Origin of the sequence: Paracrocinitomix mangrovi, from assembly GCF_019740355.2 — a bacterium.
Lineage (GTDB): Bacteria > Bacteroidota > Bacteroidia > Flavobacteriales_D > Crocinitomicaceae > Paracrocinitomix > Paracrocinitomix mangrovi.
Genome location: NZ_CP091819.1, coordinates 603628 through 622653 on the forward strand (window position 1 = coordinate 603628; position 19026 = coordinate 622653).

Annotated in this window: 15 protein-coding genes; 12 read left to right on the forward strand and 3 right to left on the reverse strand. The window is 35.5% G+C overall.

All coding sequences use genetic code 11. The features are described 5' to 3' along the window. Nucleotides 1-66: 66 nt before the first annotated feature. Nucleotides 67-1971, forward strand: coding sequence for a RecQ family ATP-dependent DNA helicase (locus K6119_RS02695; RefSeq protein ID WP_221833895.1), 1905 nt, complete (start codon nucleotides 67-69; stop codon nucleotides 1969-1971). On the opposite strand, the gene K6119_RS02700 is transcribed toward K6119_RS02695, so the two are convergent. Together K6119_RS02700 and K6119_RS02705 are read right to left on the reverse strand one after the other, a co-directional pair. Then, nucleotides 1968-2351, reverse strand: a complete 384-nt coding sequence (locus K6119_RS02700) for a hypothetical protein (protein WP_221833892.1) — start codon at nucleotides 2349-2351, stop codon at nucleotides 1968-1970. The two genes, K6119_RS02695 and K6119_RS02700, sit on opposite strands and share 4 nt — an antisense overlap. Further along, entirely contained in the window at nucleotides 2351-3805 is a 1455-nt protein-coding gene (locus tag K6119_RS02705) for an aminoacyl-histidine dipeptidase (protein ID WP_221833891.1), read from the reverse strand. Before K6119_RS02705 ends, K6119_RS02700 begins: the two co-directional genes overlap by 1 nt. Before the next feature lie 109 nt (nucleotides 3806-3914). Here K6119_RS02705 and K6119_RS02710 point away from each other — a divergent pair, with 109 nt between their 5' ends. From K6119_RS02710 to recQ, 9 genes are all read left to right on the forward strand, one after another. Continuing rightward, the gene (locus K6119_RS02710; RefSeq protein ID WP_221833890.1) at nucleotides 3915-5024 is read left to right on the forward strand and encodes a T9SS type A sorting domain-containing protein; all 1110 of its coding nucleotides are present in this window, start codon (nucleotides 3915-3917) and stop codon (nucleotides 5022-5024) included. A gap of 116 nt (nucleotides 5025-5140) precedes the next feature. Next, nucleotides 5141-6286: a T9SS type A sorting domain-containing protein gene (locus tag K6119_RS02715; protein WP_221833889.1), complete on the forward strand. Its 1146-nt coding sequence runs from the start codon at nucleotides 5141-5143 to the stop codon at nucleotides 6284-6286. Then, nucleotides 6283-7527: a T9SS type A sorting domain-containing protein gene (locus K6119_RS02720; protein ID WP_221833888.1), complete on the forward strand. Its 1245-nt coding sequence runs from the start codon at nucleotides 6283-6285 to the stop codon at nucleotides 7525-7527. Before K6119_RS02715 ends, K6119_RS02720 begins: the two co-directional genes overlap by 4 nt. Continuing rightward, nucleotides 7527-8750 carry a T9SS type A sorting domain-containing protein gene (locus tag K6119_RS02725; protein WP_221833887.1) on the forward strand — a complete coding sequence of 408 codons (1224 nt, stop codon included), beginning with the start codon at nucleotides 7527-7529 and terminating at the stop codon, nucleotides 8748-8750. Before K6119_RS02720 ends, K6119_RS02725 begins: the two co-directional genes overlap by 1 nt. Continuing rightward, a complete protein-coding gene (locus tag K6119_RS02730; RefSeq protein WP_221833886.1) occupies nucleotides 8747-9961 on the forward strand; it encodes a T9SS type A sorting domain-containing protein in 1215 nt (404 codons plus the stop codon). The genes K6119_RS02725 and K6119_RS02730 overlap by 4 nt, the downstream gene beginning before the upstream one ends. 13 nt (nucleotides 9962-9974) lie before the next feature. Continuing rightward, the gene (locus tag K6119_RS02735) at nucleotides 9975-10301 is read left to right on the forward strand and encodes a DUF4907 domain-containing protein (protein ID WP_221833885.1); all 327 of its coding nucleotides are present in this window, start codon (nucleotides 9975-9977) and stop codon (nucleotides 10299-10301) included. A 43-nt stretch (nucleotides 10302-10344) separates the two neighbouring features. Further along, nucleotides 10345-11685 (forward strand): Trk system potassium transporter TrkA, encoded by a 1341-nt coding sequence (gene trkA, locus K6119_RS02740; protein ID WP_221833883.1) that lies wholly within the window; start codon nucleotides 10345-10347, stop codon nucleotides 11683-11685. Continuing rightward, nucleotides 11686-13152, forward strand: a complete 1467-nt coding sequence (locus K6119_RS02745) for a TrkH family potassium uptake protein (RefSeq protein ID WP_221833881.1) — start codon at nucleotides 11686-11688, stop codon at nucleotides 13150-13152. 67 nt (nucleotides 13153-13219) lie between these two features. Continuing rightward, on the forward strand, nucleotides 13220-15304 hold the full coding sequence (gene recQ / locus K6119_RS02750; protein WP_221833878.1) for a DNA helicase RecQ: 2085 nt from the start codon (nucleotides 13220-13222) through the stop codon (nucleotides 15302-15304). Here recQ and K6119_RS02755 read toward each other — a convergent pair. Then, nucleotides 15276-16346, reverse strand: coding sequence for an AI-2E family transporter (locus tag K6119_RS02755; protein WP_221833876.1), 1071 nt, complete (start codon nucleotides 16344-16346; stop codon nucleotides 15276-15278). The genes recQ and K6119_RS02755 overlap by 29 nt on opposite strands. Before the next feature lie 189 nt (nucleotides 16347-16535). Between K6119_RS02755 and K6119_RS02760 the strand changes: the two genes are divergently transcribed. Both K6119_RS02760 and K6119_RS02765 read left to right on the forward strand, forming a co-directional pair. After that, nucleotides 16536-17327, forward strand: coding sequence for an AMP nucleosidase (locus K6119_RS02760; protein ID WP_221833874.1), 792 nt, complete (start codon nucleotides 16536-16538; stop codon nucleotides 17325-17327). A 49-nt stretch (nucleotides 17328-17376) separates the two neighbouring features. Beyond that, complete coding sequence (locus K6119_RS02765) at nucleotides 17377-19026, forward strand: NADH-ubiquinone oxidoreductase-F iron-sulfur binding region domain-containing protein (RefSeq protein ID WP_221833872.1); 1650 nt, start codon at nucleotides 17377-17379, stop codon at nucleotides 19024-19026.

Sequence of the window (19026 nt, forward strand, 5' to 3'; positions counted from 1 at the left end):
ACAATAGTTGTATGGTTCATTGTTTTTTTAATTTAGTAAACCAAATGTTAACAGCCTAATTGTTTTTTGAACGAATCGCTTGAAATATTAAAAAAATACTGGGGATTTGACAGTTTTAGAAAAAAACAAGATCAAATCATCAACAGTGTCATAGAAAAAAAGGACACTTTAGCACTTTTACCCACAGGTGGAGGCAAATCCATATGCTACCAGGTTCCAGGGCTACAATTAGATGGCGTTTGTATAGTCATCTCTCCGCTAATCGCATTAATGCAAGATCAAGTAGATCAATTAAAACGCAGAAACATCAAGGCAGTAGCTATAAGCAGTGCTATGAGCCAAAAAGAAATTGACATTGCGTTGGATAATGCAATATATGGCAACACCAAATTTTTATACATCTCACCAGAAAGAATAGGTTCAAGATTATTCCAGGTTAGGCTTGAAAGAATGAACATTAGTCTAATAGCGGTTGATGAAGCACATTGTATCTCTGAATGGGGATATGATTTTAGACCTGCTTATTTGAATATTAAAGAAATAAGAAAGTTAAAAGTTGGAGTTCCGATTCTCGCTCTGACAGCCACAGCAACCCCTGAAGTAGTTAAAGATATTCAGGAAAAGCTTGAATTTCCTTCAGAAAATGTAATCCAAGATAGTTTTACAAGAGACAATTTGACCTACAATGTGAAATGCAGCAACAATAAACTCAATAACATTACAGAATACCTCTCTAATCACATAGACGAAACAGGCATTATCTACTGCTCAACAAGGAAAGAAGTTAAGAATCTTTGCAAAAACCTAATAGACAAAGGATACAATACCACTTTTTATCATGGAGGACTAGACTATAAAATCCGTCAGCAAAGACAGGAAGATTGGATTAGCGACAAAAGCAGAATAATGGTGTGCACCAACGCATTTGGTATGGGAATCGACAAACCAAACGTTCGATACGTCCTCCATTACGACATCCCACAAACGTTGGAAGCATATTTTCAAGAAGCCGGAAGAGCCGGAAGAGATGAGCAATTAGCAGAAGCTTATTTATTCTATGAACCAGCTGATTTAAAGAAACTTGAAGAAAATGTTAAACTCAAATATCCCGAACTGAGTGTTATTAAAACAACCTACAATGCTCTTGGTAACTATCTTCAACTGGCTATAGGATCAGGAAAAGAAGAAGTATTTCCTATTGATATACTTGACTTAGCAGATAGGTTTAACCTGGAACTTTTAACCACTTTCAACGCTTTAAAATTTCTAGAAATAGCCGGCTACATTAGTCTTTCAGAAGACTACAACACTCCGTCTAGAATAAAGATACTTGTTGACAAAACCCAGCTTTATCAAGAACAGGTAAGAGATCCTAAAACAAACGTAATCATTCAATTCTTGCTCAGAACTCAAATGGGAATTTTTGAAGATCACCTGGCGATCAACGAAGCTGTGATTTCAAAACATACAAAACTTGGTTTAAAAGAAGTAAAAGACATCTTAAACACCTTGGATAAAAAAGGAACCATCTCTTATTTACCTAAAAATGAAGGCACTTATATAACCTATTTAACAGAAAGACTAGACATAACAAATTTATCTCTTCCTTATGAAAATTATAACAAGCGAAAAGAGATAGCATTAGAGAAGTTAAAAGCAATGGAATCATTTTTGACATCCAACCAATGCTTTCAAAAGCAACTTATGCTGTATTTTGGAGAGGAAACAAATCAAGATTGCGGCAAGTGTTTGAATTGTAAAAAATCAACCCCTTACAATGTTGATATACAAGATTCTGTATACAAATACATAAATAATCAGTTTAACATATCAGATCGTATAAAAATTGAAGAAATAGTAGGTCAATTTGAAATCTCAATGAGGGATGAAGTCATGCAAATAATTCGCTGGATGATTGATCATGAAATGGCAATTGCAGATGAATTAGGAAAAGAGCTAATCAAACCCTAAAAATCTCCATCCTGAATAATAAAGGTACAGGTCTGTAATCTTTGTCTCTTTTCAACATTTGTAACAATACTTTGCCAGTTCTCTTCGATAGTCACTAATTTATCACAGGTTGAATCATCTTGATTCGTAATCCAAAGCGTATCTCCCAACCATTTACAAGCTTCTTGAGGCTGATCCCTATCTAAAACAGTAAATGAATAAATCATTGAAGAAGTTCCCGGATAAATTGTAAAAACCGTATCAAAGTCAGGATTTACAACAGTTATAGTGTCTGCAGTAGTAGAGTTTTGAATATACTTTTCATGAATCATATCTTTTTGACATGCCGCCAAAACCAGCAACATTGTTGCCATCAATAATATACCCCTACTATTCTTCATTAATTTGCGGGAATATCCTCTAATACCTTAAGAAACAAATTCCAGAATTTTTGAACCGAAGCAATGTTTACTTTTTCATCCGGAGAATGAGGGTTTCTGATTGTCGGACCAAATGAAATCATATCACAAGCTGGTAAATGTTCTCTTAAAATACCACATTCTAATCCTGCATGACACGCTTCAACTTTAGGCTCATCCTTAAACATTGATGCATACAATCCTTTCATCACTTCTAATATCTCAGAATCCGGATTTGGAGCCCATCCAGGATAATCTCCTCCTTGCACCACTTCTGCTCCAATCTGTTCGTAATTAAGCTTAATAGCATTAGCTATATCTCTTTTGCCAGACTCAATCATACTTCTTTGCAAAGACTGAGTTTTAAAAGCCCCATCTTTGATTATTACTTTTGCTAATGAAGATGATGTCTCCACCAAACCTGGAATATTAAAACTCATTTTCCACACCGCATTAGGTGTTGTATAAATAGCAGCTACAATTGCATCCATATCATGTTTAGAAACCATTTTTCCTGTATAATCACATGAAGTTAAATTAGCAACCATATCAGGTTCTACTTCTCTATATTCATCCTTAATTTGACTTAACACCCCTTTGAATGTATCTATTGCATACTGCTGCTTATTAGATTTTATTGCCACTACACCAAAACTCTCTCTAGGAATAGCATTTCTCAAACTTCCTCCATCTAATTCACAAATACGAACATCCGCATCTTGCATCATCTCATAAATAATCCTATTCATTAACAAGTTAGCATTTCCTCTTCCCAAGTGAATATCCATTCCTGAATGCCCTCCTTTTAAACCTTTAAGTTCAATTTTAAAAGTTGTATAATCTGCAGTTATATCTTCTTCCTGGTACTCATACTCTGTATTAGTATCAATACCTCCGGCGCATCCAATTGAAAATTCATCATCATCTTCAGTATCTAGATTCAATAAAATAGAACCGCTTAATTTAGATCCATCCAATTCTTTTGCTCCTGTCATACCCGTTTCTTCATCGATTGTGAAAAGGGCTTCAATAGCTGGATGTTTAATTTCATCATTTGAAAGTACCGCCATTGCCGCAGCTACTCCCATCCCATTATCAGCACCAAGCGTTGTACCTTTTGCTTTTACCCATTCGCCGTCTATATATGATTGAATCCCTTGAGCACTAAAGTCAAAATCTGTGTCCGCGTTTTTTTGATGCACCATGTCAATATGGGCTTGAAGGATAACAGTTTTTCTATTTTCCATACCTGCAGATGCAGGCTTTTTGATAATTACATTGCCTATCGCGTCTTCTAACGTTTCTAAGCCTAGACCATTTCCAAAATCCATCATGAATTTTCTAATTCTTTCTTCTTTCTTTGAAGGACGCGGAACAGCATTCAAATCTTCAAAATGATTCCAAACAATTTTTGGCTCTAAATCTCTGACATTCATAAAAACGCTTATTTGATGTAATAAATTAGGGCACCTAAGATAGAAATAAAGCAAGAATAATCACATTAAATTAAATCTTTGTAAATTGCTGCACCATTCAATTAACACCATGAAAACCACATTTTTAATTTTAGGATTATTGATTTGTTCAATTACTTCTTTTGGACAAACAACTTTAGAAACAATTCAAGTAAACGGAGTTACCAGACAATACTACAAGTATGTTCCTGTCAACTATGATCCTATTACAGAAGAAGTTCCACTAATAATATTCTTACATGGTTTAGGAGGAACAGCAAGCCAATTAACTGCAATGGGAATGCATCCAATAGCAGACACAGCCAGATTTATTATTATTTATCCTCAAGGATTAGCCAATGGTCAAGGTAGCAATGCCTGGAATAACAATACCTTACTCAGCTCTTCAGGTGAGGATGTACTTTTAATGTCAAGACTAATTGACACACTAAACAATGATCACAATATTGATTTGAGCAGAGTTTACATGAGTGGTATTTCTATGGGATCAATCATGACTTATACCACTTTAAATGTATTGAGTGATAGAATTGCTGCTGCTGTTTGTCACATTGGAACTATGTCAACCATTGATTTAGGTAATTATACGCCTGATTATCCAACTCCGATTTTACATATCCATGGAACAAATGATGGAACCGTACCTTATTATCCACCTGCATTACCTTCTTTAAGTGTTGTTCAGCCGACAATAGACAAACTAAAAGACATCAATGGTTTTCAAGGCGACTCTACCGTTACTCAGCTAGCAGACAATGCAAGTGATGGAATTACCATTGACAAAATTGTTTACAACTGTACAACTCCATTAGAATTGTGGAGGATGAACAATGCAGATCATATTATTTTGTTTGAACCTACAAATGATACAAACACGACAGAATTGACATGGTTGTTTTTCCAACAATTTACTCATCCAAACCCTTCAGCTGCCAACATTACTTCCTTTACCGGAACTGAGGCAATGGTTTATCCTAATCCCGCAAATAATGAGGTTTACATTACCAATTACACTGATTTTCAAAAGCTGGAAATTTACACCATAGACGGAAGATTAATTAAATCAGAAAATTTGGAGCAGAACACAGTAGATTGTTCGAGTCTAAATCAGGGTAATTATTTGTTTCATTTTACTGATTTACAAAATAACATCTCTGTTAAAAGAATGGTGATTGAATAATATTAATCGGTCAATCAACCTATAAGAAGCTTCATTCGTCTAATTGTTGTTAACAATTTCGTAACGTACGATTAATTTTTCGATAATTTCGGTTAAATTAATGGTCTTCGAAACCTATGGGAAGATTTACACTATTAATATTATTGCTTTTTGCAACGTATTCACATGGTCAATACTGTACTTCTGTAGGACCATCATCTACTGCTGATTCCAATTTAAAAATCTTGAATTTATCAGGTGAAAATGGCACATCAATTAATTTCATTGGTTGCCCTGGAGTATTAGGATTAGATGACCAAACAGCTAATCAAACGGTAGATTTAACTCCGGGAAACCCATATTCAGCTTCCATTGAGTTTGGCACATGTGGAGGAAATTACGGAAATGTAGCCACAGCTTGGATTGATTTTAACCAAAATGGAATTTTTGAAACAGGTGAAATTTTAGGAACCTGGACCGGCACCCCACCATCAAATCAAGTTTTTAACTTCAGTGTTCCATCTGGTGCAGTTAGCGGAACAACAAGATTACGCGTAGTTCAAAGAGAAAGTGGCTCACTTCCTTTAGACCCTTGTGGAACTTACACCTGGGGTTCTACAACAGACTTTACAGTAGTTATTGGAACTTCAGCAGGTTGTGTAGGTTATATAGGAGACAATATTATGGATCCTAGATTAGTTACTTCTCTTCCATTCCAAGAAACTCATTCCAACCAAATTTGTTATTCTAATAACGTTCCTGTATACAACTCACCAGATGTTTTTTACAGAATCATTGTAAGTGATTTTTCAGCTGAAAATATTAACGTATCGTTATGCGGATCAACCTTTGATACTTATTTACAGGTTTGGGATAAAGACAGCTCTGTAATAGCGTCTAATGACGATTATGTTCCTTGCGGGTCTAGTTCTGAAATCACCTTTAACACTTCAGACCTGGACACTGTTTATATTATAGTTCAAGGTTATGCAAACCTATCAGGAGACTATGATATAACTATTAATGATGGCGAAGTGGCGGGAATAGAAGAAAACTTTACGGAATTTAATGTATTTCCAAACCCAACAAATGGACTGGTAAAAATCCAAGGATCAAATGTTGACGCAATTGAAATTTATGACACTAAAGGAAAACTAGTCCTTCAGCAAAATATTAACATAAACACTGAGATTGATTTAAATGAGTTATCACCCGGTTTGTACTTGGTGAAACCAAAAGGAATCAACAATAGTGTAATTCAAAAAATAATCTTAAAGCCATGATAAAGAGATATTTTTTATTTGTCGGATTGCTATTGATTAGCGAAATGTCCACTGCTTTTGAAGTATGGAACCAAAAAGCTAATATGCCGGCTACGGCAAGACATAGAACTGTTGCTTTTACAGTTGGAAACAAAGGCTATATGGGATTAGGACACTACAATTCTGGGCCCGGAGGAAACACCTATTTAAATGATATTTGGGAATACGATCCTGCTTCTAATACCTGGACTCAAAAAGCAGATTTCGCAGGTGGTTACAGATATCACGCAGTTGGAGTTGGTTATCAAAATGTAGCGTATGTAGGTACAGGAAGAGATCAAACTACTCCTCCAAGCCAGGCTTACACATTAGAAACTGATTGGTGGGAATTTGATCCATTAGCAAATTCATGGACTACAAAACCTCCTATTCCTGGTGTTGGAAGAAGAGGAGCTGTAGCATTTTTAATTGACGACATCATTTATGTAGGAACAGGACAAGTTTCTACCGGATATACAGGAAGTTTTTACGCTTATGATATCACAAATGAGACATGGCTAACCAATATTCCTGATTTACCAGGAGGAGGCAGAACATCTGCCGTGGCTTTCACAATTGATGGAAAAGGATATGCAGGAACTGGTGGAGTTGGATGCGGATCAAATGATATTTATGAATACAAACCATCTACTAATCAATGGTTACCAAGACAACCCATTGGAGGTCCTATTAGAAATGAAGCATGTGGGTTTGCTGTAAATGGAAAAGGATATATTCTAACAGGCGACAATTGTTCGTCAGGCACAAATTATGGTGATGTTTGGGAATATGACCCCAACACGGATACCTGGATTGAATTACCAGAGTTTCCGGGAACTGCCAGAAGATACATGAACGCATTTGTAATAGGAAACAAAGCATACTGCGGTTCGGGAACATCAGGAGTTAACTTCAACGATCTCTGGGAATATGATCAGGTTCTATCTACAATTGAAAGAGACCAATCTTTTATTAATATATCTCACTACCCTAACCCTGTTATTGATAAAACCAATTTTGAAGTCGGTAATTTGCCTCAAGGATTGTCATATGAACAATTAAATATCAAAATTTATAATCTTGCAGGACAAGTTGTTTTTGAATCTAACTTTGAACAAAACAACTTAATCTTTGAAAGAGGAAATGAACCAAACGGAAACTATGTTTACAGCATTTGGTATGAAAATCAGATGGTAAAACATGGCAAAATGATCTTTATTTAATGAAAAGACTTTTATTTATAACGGCTCTATTTTTCCTTTTCAGCTCATACTCCCAACAAAATGACTGGGATAAAAGGGCTCCATTTTTAGGAGGAAAAAGAACCCAGGCAATTGGATTTTCAATTGGTGATTTTGGATATTTAGGTTCTGGCGTTGACACTGCTGAAATGACTCATAACGATTTGTGGAAGTTTGATCCGGCATTGAATCTATGGACTCAAGTAGCAAGCATGCCCGCTTCAACCAGAAGATGTGCATCTGCCATTACAATTGATGATAAGGCATATGTTGGACTAGGCGCAGATAGTGCTTCAAGTTGGGCCGGTACAATACTAAATGATTGGTGGCAATATGACGCAGTTGGTAACTCTTGGACCCAAAAAACTGCTTATCCGGGTGGTTATAACTATATCAATACTTATTATGGACCAGGAGTATATTACGCTACAGCTTTTTCATTAAACGGTAAAGGCTATGTATGTGGTGGTAAAATGGGAGGTGATTTATACGCAGCAGATTTGTGGGAATATGATCCTATTTTAGATACATGGACCAGAATGGCAGATTTTCCAGGACTAGACAGATATCAGCTCTCTAGTTTTGCCTTAGAAGGAAAAGGTTATGTAGGAATGGGTGTTGATCATGATTTATACAATAAAGATTGGTGGCAATATGACCCAAATACTGATACCTGGGTAGAGGTTTCAAGTTTGCCAGGTGTTGAACGTGGATCAGCAAGCACATTTGTTATTGGCCAAAGAGGATTCGTTGTTTTTGGAAGTGACGGTGGGTACAAAGATGAATTGTGGGAGTACAATCCTTTTACAGATAGCTGGCAAATCAGAGCTAATTTCCCGGGGGACGGTAGAAAAAATGGTGTAGCCTTTACTGTAGGTGATTCGGCATATGCAGGTACAGGAAAAGGAGCAAGTGGTAAAAGAAGAAGCTTTTATCGATACTACCCTCTATTACCGGTAGGTGTGGAAGAAACTTTTGTAGATTTTAAGCTTTTTCCTAATCCAACAGCAGATTTTGTAACAATTTCAGGCTTAACTGATGTAAATATTCAACTAGAGATTGTGGACTTAAAAGGAGTTCTAGTTTTTAAAAGTAACGCTAAGACAATAGATCTTTCTACTGTAGAAAGCGGAAGCTATATTGTCAACATCTTCAACCAAGATCACCAACATCTAATCACCAAAAAACTGATCGTAAATAAATGAAACTACTTGTTTTAGCTTTTTTAGTATCCACTTCGTTTTTAGCGATTTCACAGGATATTTGGACCCAAAAAGATTCACTAAATGGTCCTCCCCGCGCTAATGCTTCGGCTTTTGTCGTTTTAGATAACGGATATGTCGTTGGTGGATATGATGGCTTCAGTAAAAAAAGAAGCATGGTATCTTATGATCCTATTCAAGATGATTGGGACAATGAAGAGCAATTGGGAGGAAATACAGGTGACGGACTAAACAGAGCATCTGCTGTTAGTTTCCAAGCATATGGTTTTGGATTCGTTTGTATGGGAGAAGGTGATGGATGGCTGTTCTCAGACCTATGGATGTATGACCCTTACAATGACACCTGGACTCAAATGGCGAACTTTCCTGGAGAAAGCCGAACACAGGCTGTAGCCTTTGAAATTGATAATATTGGTTTTATAGGAACAGGTAAAGCAAGTGATTTTGCCACTTTTTTAAAAGATTTTTGGTCGTACGATTACCTTAGCAATAATTGGACTCAAGTTGCGGATTTCCCCGGCACTGCTAGATTAGATGCTGTTGGATGCACAATGGGCGGTAAAGGATATGTTGGTTTAGGTAAGGATGCTAATAGCTTACCCAATGATTTTTATCAATACGATCCAATTAATGATACATGGTCTTCAATTGCAAGTTTTCCGGGTACAGCCAGAATGAATGCTGTAAGTTTTGCCAATTTTCCTCAACTCTTTGTTACAACTGGAGATGATGGTTTTAGTTATTTAAAAGATAATTGGGAATACAATTATTTTGGTGATTCATGGCAACAAGTTACCGACTTTCCCGGAGAAGCCAGATCAGGAGCAATCTCTTTTGTAATAGGAAACAGCCAATATGTCGGAACAGGATTCAATAGTGGTACTTATTATGATGATTTCTATGAATATGTTTTTACACTTGATATTAAGGACCCTATTCAAATTGATGCCAACATCTACCCTAACCCTACAAACGGTGCATTTTCAATCATTCTGAGTGCTCTTTTCAATCAACCAACATTTGTACTTTATAATTCATCAGGAAAACAAATTTCATTGTTATCCCCTATCAACTCAGATAAAAATAAATTTACTTTTGAGATGCAAAATCTAACAAGCGGAACTTATTACCTATCAGTGTATGAATCTAATGAACTCAAAATCACTCAACCTATTATTTATTCTTCTCTTTAGTACTGTAGCTTTTTTGAGTTCTTGTAGTGATGAAGAAAAAGAAGTTGATCAAAGTATCGTTGGAAATAAAGAAGAAACAGAAGTAGTTGAAATTGAAGAAGCTGAAAGATATTCGGCTATTAGTATTTACACTGAAAATATTGGCTGGGGATATCAAATCCTGGACAAAGGTACTCCTTACATAAATCAACCACATATCCCTGCCATTGAAGGAGTTCAAGGTTTTGAAAATGAAGAAGATGCACTCAAAGTGGCTCAGCTTGCAATCAAAAAAATTAATCAGGGAATAGTTCCTCCAACAATTTCAAAAGAAGAATTAGACAGTTTAGGGGTACTTTAAAAAAGTATTTTACTCCTATATTTGTTTAATCTAGTTTTAAGTAATGAATATAATTATTACAGGAGGAGGAGCTGTTGGATATCACATTGCAAAATTAATGGCAAGTGAATCTCAAAACATTTATCTTATAGATCAATGTAAGGACAGGCTTGCCTATGTACAGTCACATTTAGACGTTTTTGCTATACATGGAGACGCAAAGTCAATTAGCATTTTGAAAGAAGCTAAGGTTGAAAGTTGCGATCTATTAATTGCCGTAACAGCATCCGAAGAAACGAACCTTTTGGTGTCAATTCTGGCTAAAAAATTCGGAGCCAAAAGAGCCATTGCAAGGATTAACAATCTAGAGTTAAATGAGCAAGACAATGTGGATTTGTTTACCTCATTAGGAGTGGATGCATTAATCTCCCCTGTTAGATTAGCTGCACAAGAAATTGTGCGACTAGTTGAGAATTCAGTATTTACTGATGATCATGAATTTGAATCAGGAAAATTAAATGTTTTTGGAATCACTATTGACGACTCAAGTCCTTTGAAGGATAAAACCATCAGTGAAAGTGCTTATTTAAATCCTGAACTTGCTTTTAAACCTATTGCTTTACACAGAAGAGATAGAACAATTATAGTAAGCGCCGACACAAAGATTAAGGAAAATGATATCGTTTACTTTATCTCTAATGATGAATCTATTAATCATGTGATAGATATCTGCGGAAAAGCCTGCTTTGATATTAAAAATATCATGATTCTGGGTGGAAGTAGTATCGGAATATTAACTGCTCAATTATTGGAAAATAAGTACAACGTTACATTAATTGAGAAGAACAAAGAACTTTGTGAAGAAATTGCAGGGCAACTTAAAAACACTTTAGTTCTAAACATTGACGGACGTGATGTAACTGCTATTGAAGCCGAAGGATTAGAAGACATGGATGCATTTATTGCAGTAACAGGAGATTCTGAGTCAAATATCATGTCATCTTTAGTTGCTAAAAACCACGGCGTTAAAAAGACAATCGCACGTGTTGAAAATATTGACTACATCCATTTATCTCAAAACATAGGAATTGACACATTGATCAACAAAAAGATTATTGCGGCTAGTAATATCTTTAAATATGTGAGAAAAGGAGAAGTTGAAGCTATAGCAAACTTACATGGTGTAGATGCTGAAATCATTGAGTTTGTAGTTAAACCTAATTCAAAGGTGACTAAAAAACGAATTAGAGATTTAAAATTTCCTAAAACCGCAAATATTTCAGGAGTTGTAAGAAACAATGTTGGATTTATTCCTTTTGGTGAATTTCAGTTACAAGAAGGAGATAGAGCGGTAGTATTTTCTCTTACCGAAACGGTTCACCAAATTGAGAAGTTTTTCCTGTAAATGAGTAAAAAACTAATCAACGGAAATGTAATTGCGCATGTAGTTTCCTACAGCATTATTATGATGGGGGTATTAATGCTTCCGGCTGTCGCTACTGCTGCATATTATGGAGAAAGTGATTTAGAAGCGCTATGTTTCTCTTTTGTAATTACACTTGGGTCAGGTGGTTTACTAAGCTTTTTAACTAGAAAAAGTAAAGACGCTGAAATTAAAAAGCGTGATGGCTACTTAATAGTAACCCTAAGCTGGGTTTCCATGGCAATTTTTGCAACTCTCCCCTATCTTTTAAGTGGAGCTATCCCAAGTATTTCAAATGCATTTTTTGAATCCATGTCCGGATTAACAACTACCGGAGCCACTATTCTTGACGATATTGAATCCAAAAGTCACGGTATTTTACTTTGGAGAAGTATGACGCAATGGATAGGTGGTATGGGAATTATTGTACTTACCATTGCCATTCTACCGCTTTTAGGAATTGGCGGTATGGAACTTTTTGTTGCCGAAGCGCCCGGTCCTACTAAAGATAAAATTCATCCCAGAATTAAAGAAACAGCTAAAAGATTGTGGGCAATATATTTACTTATGACCATTACAGAAACAGTCATTTTAATGTTTTGTGGAATGAGTTTTTATGATGCTATTAACCACTCTTTAACCACTACTTCTACTGGAGGATTCTCAACAAAACAAGACAGTATCGCAGCTTTTAATTCTCCTGTAATTGAAATGGTAATTGTATTCTTTATGTTCTTAGCTGGAACCAACTTTACTTTGATCTATTTTGGTTTTAAAGGAAAGTTTAGGCAATTCCTGAATAATGATGAATTCAAATATTATCTAGGTGCCGTTATTGGATTAATTGCTGTAATCACTCCAATCGTATATTTTGAGGCTGATTTATCATTTGGCCGTTCTTTAAGAGATACAACCTTTCAGGTAGTAAGTATGATCACAACCACTGGATATGCTACAGCTGATTACACTTCTTGGGGTCCTTTAGCAACCTTTATTTTCTTCTTATTGTTATTCTCCGGAGCATCTGCAGGTTCAACTTCCGGAGGTATTAAAATTGTTAGGATCGTAACATTGATGAAAAATGGATTCTTAGAATTCAAAAAGAGATTGCATCCAAATGCGGTAATACCTGTTAACTTGAATAAGCAGACAATTCCTCCACATATTATCTACAATCTATTGGCCTTTATTTTTCTTTACCTATTTATTTTCACCGTAGGTGCTATTGTAATGACAGCTTTAGGTGAATCATTTGATGTTGCGCTTTCTTCTGTGGCTACTTCATTAGGTAACGTAGGACCTGGTATTGCGGAGGTTGGACCGGCTAATACATTTTCTCATATTTCTGATCCTGGAAAGTGGGTGTTGAGTTTCCTAATGTTATTTGGTCGTTTAGAACTCTTCACTGTAGCGCTTTTATTCACACCGTATTACTGGCGTAGAAATTAAATTAACAATCTTTCCGAGACTTTTCAACATCATCAATTTGCAGTACTATTTGCTGTAGATTTGTTGTGTGATTAGGCCTGTAGAAATATTAAAGAGTGTTTTTGGATATGATTCATTTAGACAGAATCAAGAAGAGATAATAGAACATGCATTAGCAGACCAGGATGCCCTGGTTATTATGCCAACAGGTGGAGGAAAATCAATTTGTTTTCAAATTCCTGCCATCATTAAACCTAATCTTACCCTTGTAATTTCTCCGCTCATCTCATTAATGAAAGATCAGGTTGAGAGTATAAGAGCCAATGGTGTAGATGTGGCCTACTACAATAGTAGCATGACAGATTCACAAAGGCTGGAGGTAAGAAGAAATGCCGTTGAAAACAAGATAAAATTACTGTATTTATCTCCTGAAACCCTGATTAGTAGCATTGACTGGATAAAGCAGTTAAAAATAGATATGATTGCGGTAGATGAAGCGCACTGTGTTTCCATGTGGGGACATGACTTCAGGCCAGAATATCAGCAAATTGGTGAATTGCGTAAGCATTTCAAAAACAAACCAATGTTAGCTTTTACAGCTACTGCTGATAAAATCACCCGAAAAGATATCAGTGAAAAATTAAGTTTACAAAATCCTACTGTATTCATATCTTCATTTGATAGACCAAACCTATCATTAGCCGTTAGATCTCAAGTACCTAAAAAAGATAAGCAAAAGGAGGTTGTAAACTTCATCAAATCCAGAGGAGTAGAATCAGGTATAATTTATTGCCTGTCTAGAAAAGAAACAGAGGAATGGTCTAATTATCTGAATTCAAGAGGAATTAGTAGTAGATATTATCATGCAGGAATGCCTGCGGCTGAAAGAGACGCCGTACAAGAAGGTTTTATCAATGATAGTTATGACGTAATCTGCGCTACAATTGCATTTGGAATGGGGATAGACAAGTCTAACGTTCGTTGGGTAATCCACAACAATCTTCCTAAAAACATTGAAGGGTTTTATCAAGAAATTGGTAGAGCCGGTAGAGATGGAATGCCTTCTGAAACAATTCTTTATTTTAACTATAGGGATGTTGTATTGCAAAAAGATTTTGTCAAAGAAAGTGATATAAAAGAGGTGTATCATGAAAAAATTAATCGCATGTTACAATATGCTGAATCTTCATCTTGCAGAAGAAGAATCTTATTGGCATATTTTGGAGAACACTTAACTGAGGATTGCGGAAACTGTGATATTTGTGACTCCCCTCCTATTTTCATTGACGGAACAGTTATAGCTCAAAAGGCATTATCGGCAGCCTCACGTACAAATCAATCGGTTGGAATCAACTTATTGGTTAACGTTTTAAGAGGCGCACAAACCATGGATATATTTGAACAAAATCTGCATCAAATAAAAACTTATGGTGCGGGCAAAGAATATTCATTTAAACAATGGCAACACTTCATTAATCAATTAATCAATCTTGGAGCATTTGAAATTGCTTATGATGATAATATGAAGCTTAAAGTGACTTCATTGGGTGATGCCATTCTAAAAGGAAATCAAGAGATTAAATTGCCTCAATACGAAGAGAAAGATTTGACATCTGGCAAAAAGAAAAAATCCTCTAATAAACAGGCAGATGATGACGTAGTGACTGCATTAAAGCTTTGGAGAAAGGAAAAGGCGGCAGAAAACAAAGTTCCGGCATACGTTATTTTACATGATAATTCAGTTGATGAAATAGCAAAATTTTTACCCGCCGATTTAGAAGCACTTCAAAATATTCAAGGATTAGGAAAAGTTAAAATTCAAAGATTTGGAGCTGAAATAATCAGCATTGTTCAGGAAAAAGGGAACAAAAAGATTTCCACCTACCAAAAGACGCTTAACCTTTATAGATCTGGTTTAAAGCTTGATCAGATTGCAGAGGCGAGGAATTTAAGCAGTACTACTATACTCAATCACCTTATTAAATTATACGAAGAAGGTAAGCGTATCAATTTATATGATTTTATAACGGAATTTGAAATTCAGCAGGTAAAAACTGTAAGAACGAAACTTAGCAATACTTATCAGCTAAAACCAATTCATGACGAATTAAAAGGCGAATTGCCTTATGAAAAAATCAGTGTTGCTATTGCGATTTTGGACGGTCATCATTGACTTTAACCACATCTAAAGCAGGATCATTTCCTGCTGATAATAAAATAGCAGCAGTTCTAGTGCTTTCAAACTGACTTAGAATAATCATTAAAGCAACCGTAATTGGCACACATAAAAACATACCCGCTACTCCCCATAGAGCTCCCCAAAATGCCAATGACAGCACTACTACAAGCGGACTTAGATTCAGTGATTTCCCAACCATTTTAGGCTCCAAATAGTTTCCAACTATTACTTGTACCGTATTCAATATTATGAACATGCTTATTGTTATCGCCGGACTTCCAAACTGGAGAATTGATAATAACGTAGGTAGTACAATAGCGATAAAAGAACCAATAAATGGAATAAAGTTTAGTAAGAATGCTAAGAATGCCCACAATACGGCAAAATCTAATCCAAAAGATTCAAAAGTTATATAAGCACATACCGAAACTAAAAGGGATAATAGTGACTTAACAGAAATGTATTTTTTCATTGTTAAATCAATTCTTTTAACCGTTTGAGAAAAATGAAAACGTTGTTCGCGATTCCTAAAAATCAAGTCTAACTTTTTCTTGAAAATACCTTGTTCTATCATTAAAAAGATTACGTAGAATATCACAACAAACAAGGACCCTAAAAATGACAAGGAAGAGTTAAGAATAATTCCGGCATAGTGAGCTAAATCAAGCTTATCACTAACTTCTTGAAATGAAGGAATCTCGTATTCAGTACTTATTTGAGTTATAATTGTTTGAAGTCTATTGTTATAGTCGGGCGCTACTTTGTGAAACTCCTCAAGATTGGATACAACCAAGCCTCCAATAAACCAGAAAAACGAAACAACCACCAAAATTGACAAGGTCTTTCTCAACCATTTTGGAATTTGTTTTTGATTGATCTTTATTCTACCTATTTGACTACTGATTCCTATAATCAAATACCAAACAACTATTGCCATTACTAATGGCACCAACAAACTTTGACCTATATACAAGCCAAATAACACTACCGCCACAAGTAATACATTAAAAATTGGATGTACTTTTCTTTGATCCATCAATGGGTGAATTTAAAAATAATCGGTCTATCATGTTCCATAAAAATCAGTAAATTCGTTTAAGTTCTTTTAAAATAAAGAGACACTGTTATTTTTAAAACAATGGTATTGAAATTTTAAATTGACTTTAAACCATTTACCTATCACAGGCGCTGGATGAACATCCGGACAAAAGCTTTAAACAAACATATGATTACCAAAGACGAAATAGTAAAAGATTGGCTTACTCGATACACAGGAACACCATTAGAGGATTTTGGAAGTTACATTCTACTTACCAATTTTAGTGGATACCTTGAAATTTTCTCAGAATTATATAATGTTGAAATACAAGGTAAAGACAAGGCAATGCCCACTGTTTCTCATGACGGAATTACAATGATTAATTTTACAATGGGTTCTGCTAATGCTGCCACAATAATGGATTTATTAAGCGCTATTAGTCCAAAAGCTTGTTTGTTTTTAGGAAAATGTGGGGGACTTAAAAAGAAAACTGAAATTGGAGATTTAATATTACCTATTGCCGCTATTAGAGGTGAAGGTACATCCAATGACTACTTCCCACCTGAAGTTCCTGCATTACCTGCATTTACCTTACAAAGAGCGGTATCTACAACTATTCGTGAATTTGATAAAGATTATTGGACAGGTACAGTTTATACCACAAACAGAAGGGTTTGGGAACATGATGAAGAATTCAAAGAATATTTAAGAAAGATCAGAGCCATGGCAATTGACATGGAAACTGCCACTTTATTTTCAACAGGTTTTTATAATCAAATTCCTGTGGGTGCTCTATTACTTGTTTCAGATCAACCAATGATTCCGGAAGGAGTTAAAACTTCTAAAAGTGATGCCAAAGTATCCGCCAATTATGTTAAAGAACATATTGAGATTGGTATCAGATCACTTGAAGAAATTAAGAATAAAGGTAAATCCGTTAAGCACCTTAGATTCCCTTATTCTGAAGGTGAATTTTAAAAGCACTTTTTGTTATATTTAAAACCAATAGTTTTTAAAACCTATATCAATGTCAAAAAACCTTAGTGAGTTAGCAGGTAGAAAAGGAATGCAAGAAAACCTTTTTGAAGAATTAGGAGTAGCTTCAAAAAATACCGGAACACCTTCAAAAGAAGAATTACAAGCTTTAGCTGATAAGTTTTTGGTTGGTCTATCTACAACGTATGGTACGGCTACTTTTTATGATTTCATGAAACCTGAAAACCAAAACAAAAAGGTTTATGTGTGTAATGGAACAGCATGTTTGTGTGCAGGCACTCAGGATGATGTACATAAATCATTGAGCCAGCATTTCAAAGAAGATGAAATTGGTCATATGACTTGTTTAGGAAGATGCCATGAAAACAGTGCTTTTAATTATAATGGCAAAAACTACTCTGGAAAAGCATCTACCCAAATAGCTGAAATCATTAAGGATAGTAATGGCAACAATGACAGTTACAATGTGGCTGCTGATGGAAAAGCGATTCTTACTGCAGACTTCCCTGGTGTTGATGAATTTTATAGCCCATTGAAGAGTTATTTAGACAAAGGTAGACAAGCAATATTAGATGAGATTAAAAAATCAAATATAAGAGGGCGTGGTGGAGCAGGTTTCCCAATGGGATTTAAGTTAGAATCATGTATGAACATGGAATCTGATCAAAAATTCATTATCTGTAATGCAGATGAAGGAGATCCGGGGGCTTATTCAGATAGATATTTATTAGAAGAAAAACCGCATGCTGTTCTACTTGGAATGATGATGGCTGGTTTTGTCACAGGTGCTAATTGGGGAATCTTATATATTAGAGCAGAGTATCCTGAAGCTGCAGATATCGTTCAAGAAGCCATTGACACCTTGCATAGCAAAAACTTATTAGGAGAAAATATTCTAGGATCCAACTTTAACTACAATTTTAAAATAATTAGAGCCCAGGGAGCTTATATCTGCGGAGAAGAAACAGCCTTAATAAATTCAATTGAAGGACAGAGAGCTGAAGTAAGAACTCGCCCTCCCTATCCTACTCAAGCAGGATTATTTAATAAACCTACAATTGTAAACAATGTTGAAACTTTAGCTGCTGTTCCTTGGATATTAGCTAATGGTGGAGAACAATACAGTTCATTGGGTACAGAAAAATCAACCGGAACCAAACTAATTTGTTTGGACAGCTTCTTTAATAAGCCAGGAATCTATGAAGTTGAAATGGGTACATCACTTGAAAAAGTGATCAACCAACTTGGTGGAGGTTTCAAAAGTCCAGTAAAAGCAATGCAGATTGGAGGTCCATTAGGAGGTTTAGTACCTGTTAATAAGATCAATGATTTATCAATTGACTTTGAAACATTTCAAAAAGAAGGTTTTCTTTTAGGTCATGGATCAGTGGTAGCTGTTCCTGAGTCTTTTTCTATGATTAAGTTCATTGAGCACCTATTTGATTTTGCTGCATTTGAAAGTTGTGGAAAGTGTTTCCCTTGTAGACTAGGAACCAAAAGAGGACACGAAATGTTTGAGAAAGCGGCAAATGGAACATCCAAATTAAACAAAGAATTAGTAAATGATTTGTTGCACACACTAGAAACAGGATCCTTATGCGCTCACGGTGGCGGAATTCCACTTCCTGTAAAAAATGCATTGCAATATTTTGAAGAAGAACTAAAACCTTATTTCGGCTAG

Coding starts and splice junctions, on each gene's coding strand:
- K6119_RS02700 (WP_221833892.1), bottom strand. CDS start 2,351: ATGAAGAATAGTAGGGGTATATTATTGATGGCAACAATGTTGCTGGTT.
- K6119_RS02705 (WP_221833891.1), bottom strand. CDS start 3,805: ATGAATGTCAGAGATTTAGAGCCAAAAATTGTTTGGAATCATTTTGAA.
- K6119_RS02710 (WP_221833890.1), top strand. CDS start 3,915: ATGAAAACCACATTTTTAATTTTAGGATTATTGATTTGTTCAATTACT.
- K6119_RS02715 (WP_221833889.1), top strand. CDS start 5,141: ATGGGAAGATTTACACTATTAATATTATTGCTTTTTGCAACGTATTCA.
- K6119_RS02720 (WP_221833888.1), top strand. CDS start 6,283: ATGATAAAGAGATATTTTTTATTTGTCGGATTGCTATTGATTAGCGAA.
- K6119_RS02725 (WP_221833887.1), top strand. CDS start 7,527: ATGAAAAGACTTTTATTTATAACGGCTCTATTTTTCCTTTTCAGCTCA.
- K6119_RS02730 (WP_221833886.1), top strand. CDS start 8,747: ATGAAACTACTTGTTTTAGCTTTTTTAGTATCCACTTCGTTTTTAGCG.
- trkA (WP_221833883.1), top strand. CDS start 10,345: ATGAATATAATTATTACAGGAGGAGGAGCTGTTGGATATCACATTGCA.
- K6119_RS02745 (WP_221833881.1), top strand. CDS start 11,686: ATGAGTAAAAAACTAATCAACGGAAATGTAATTGCGCATGTAGTTTCC.
- K6119_RS02755 (WP_221833876.1), bottom strand. CDS start 16,346: ATGGATCAAAGAAAAGTACATCCAATTTTTAATGTATTACTTGTGGCG.
- K6119_RS02760 (WP_221833874.1), top strand. CDS start 16,536: ATGATTACCAAAGACGAAATAGTAAAAGATTGGCTTACTCGATACACA.
- K6119_RS02765 (WP_221833872.1), top strand. CDS start 17,377: ATGTCAAAAAACCTTAGTGAGTTAGCAGGTAGAAAAGGAATGCAAGAA.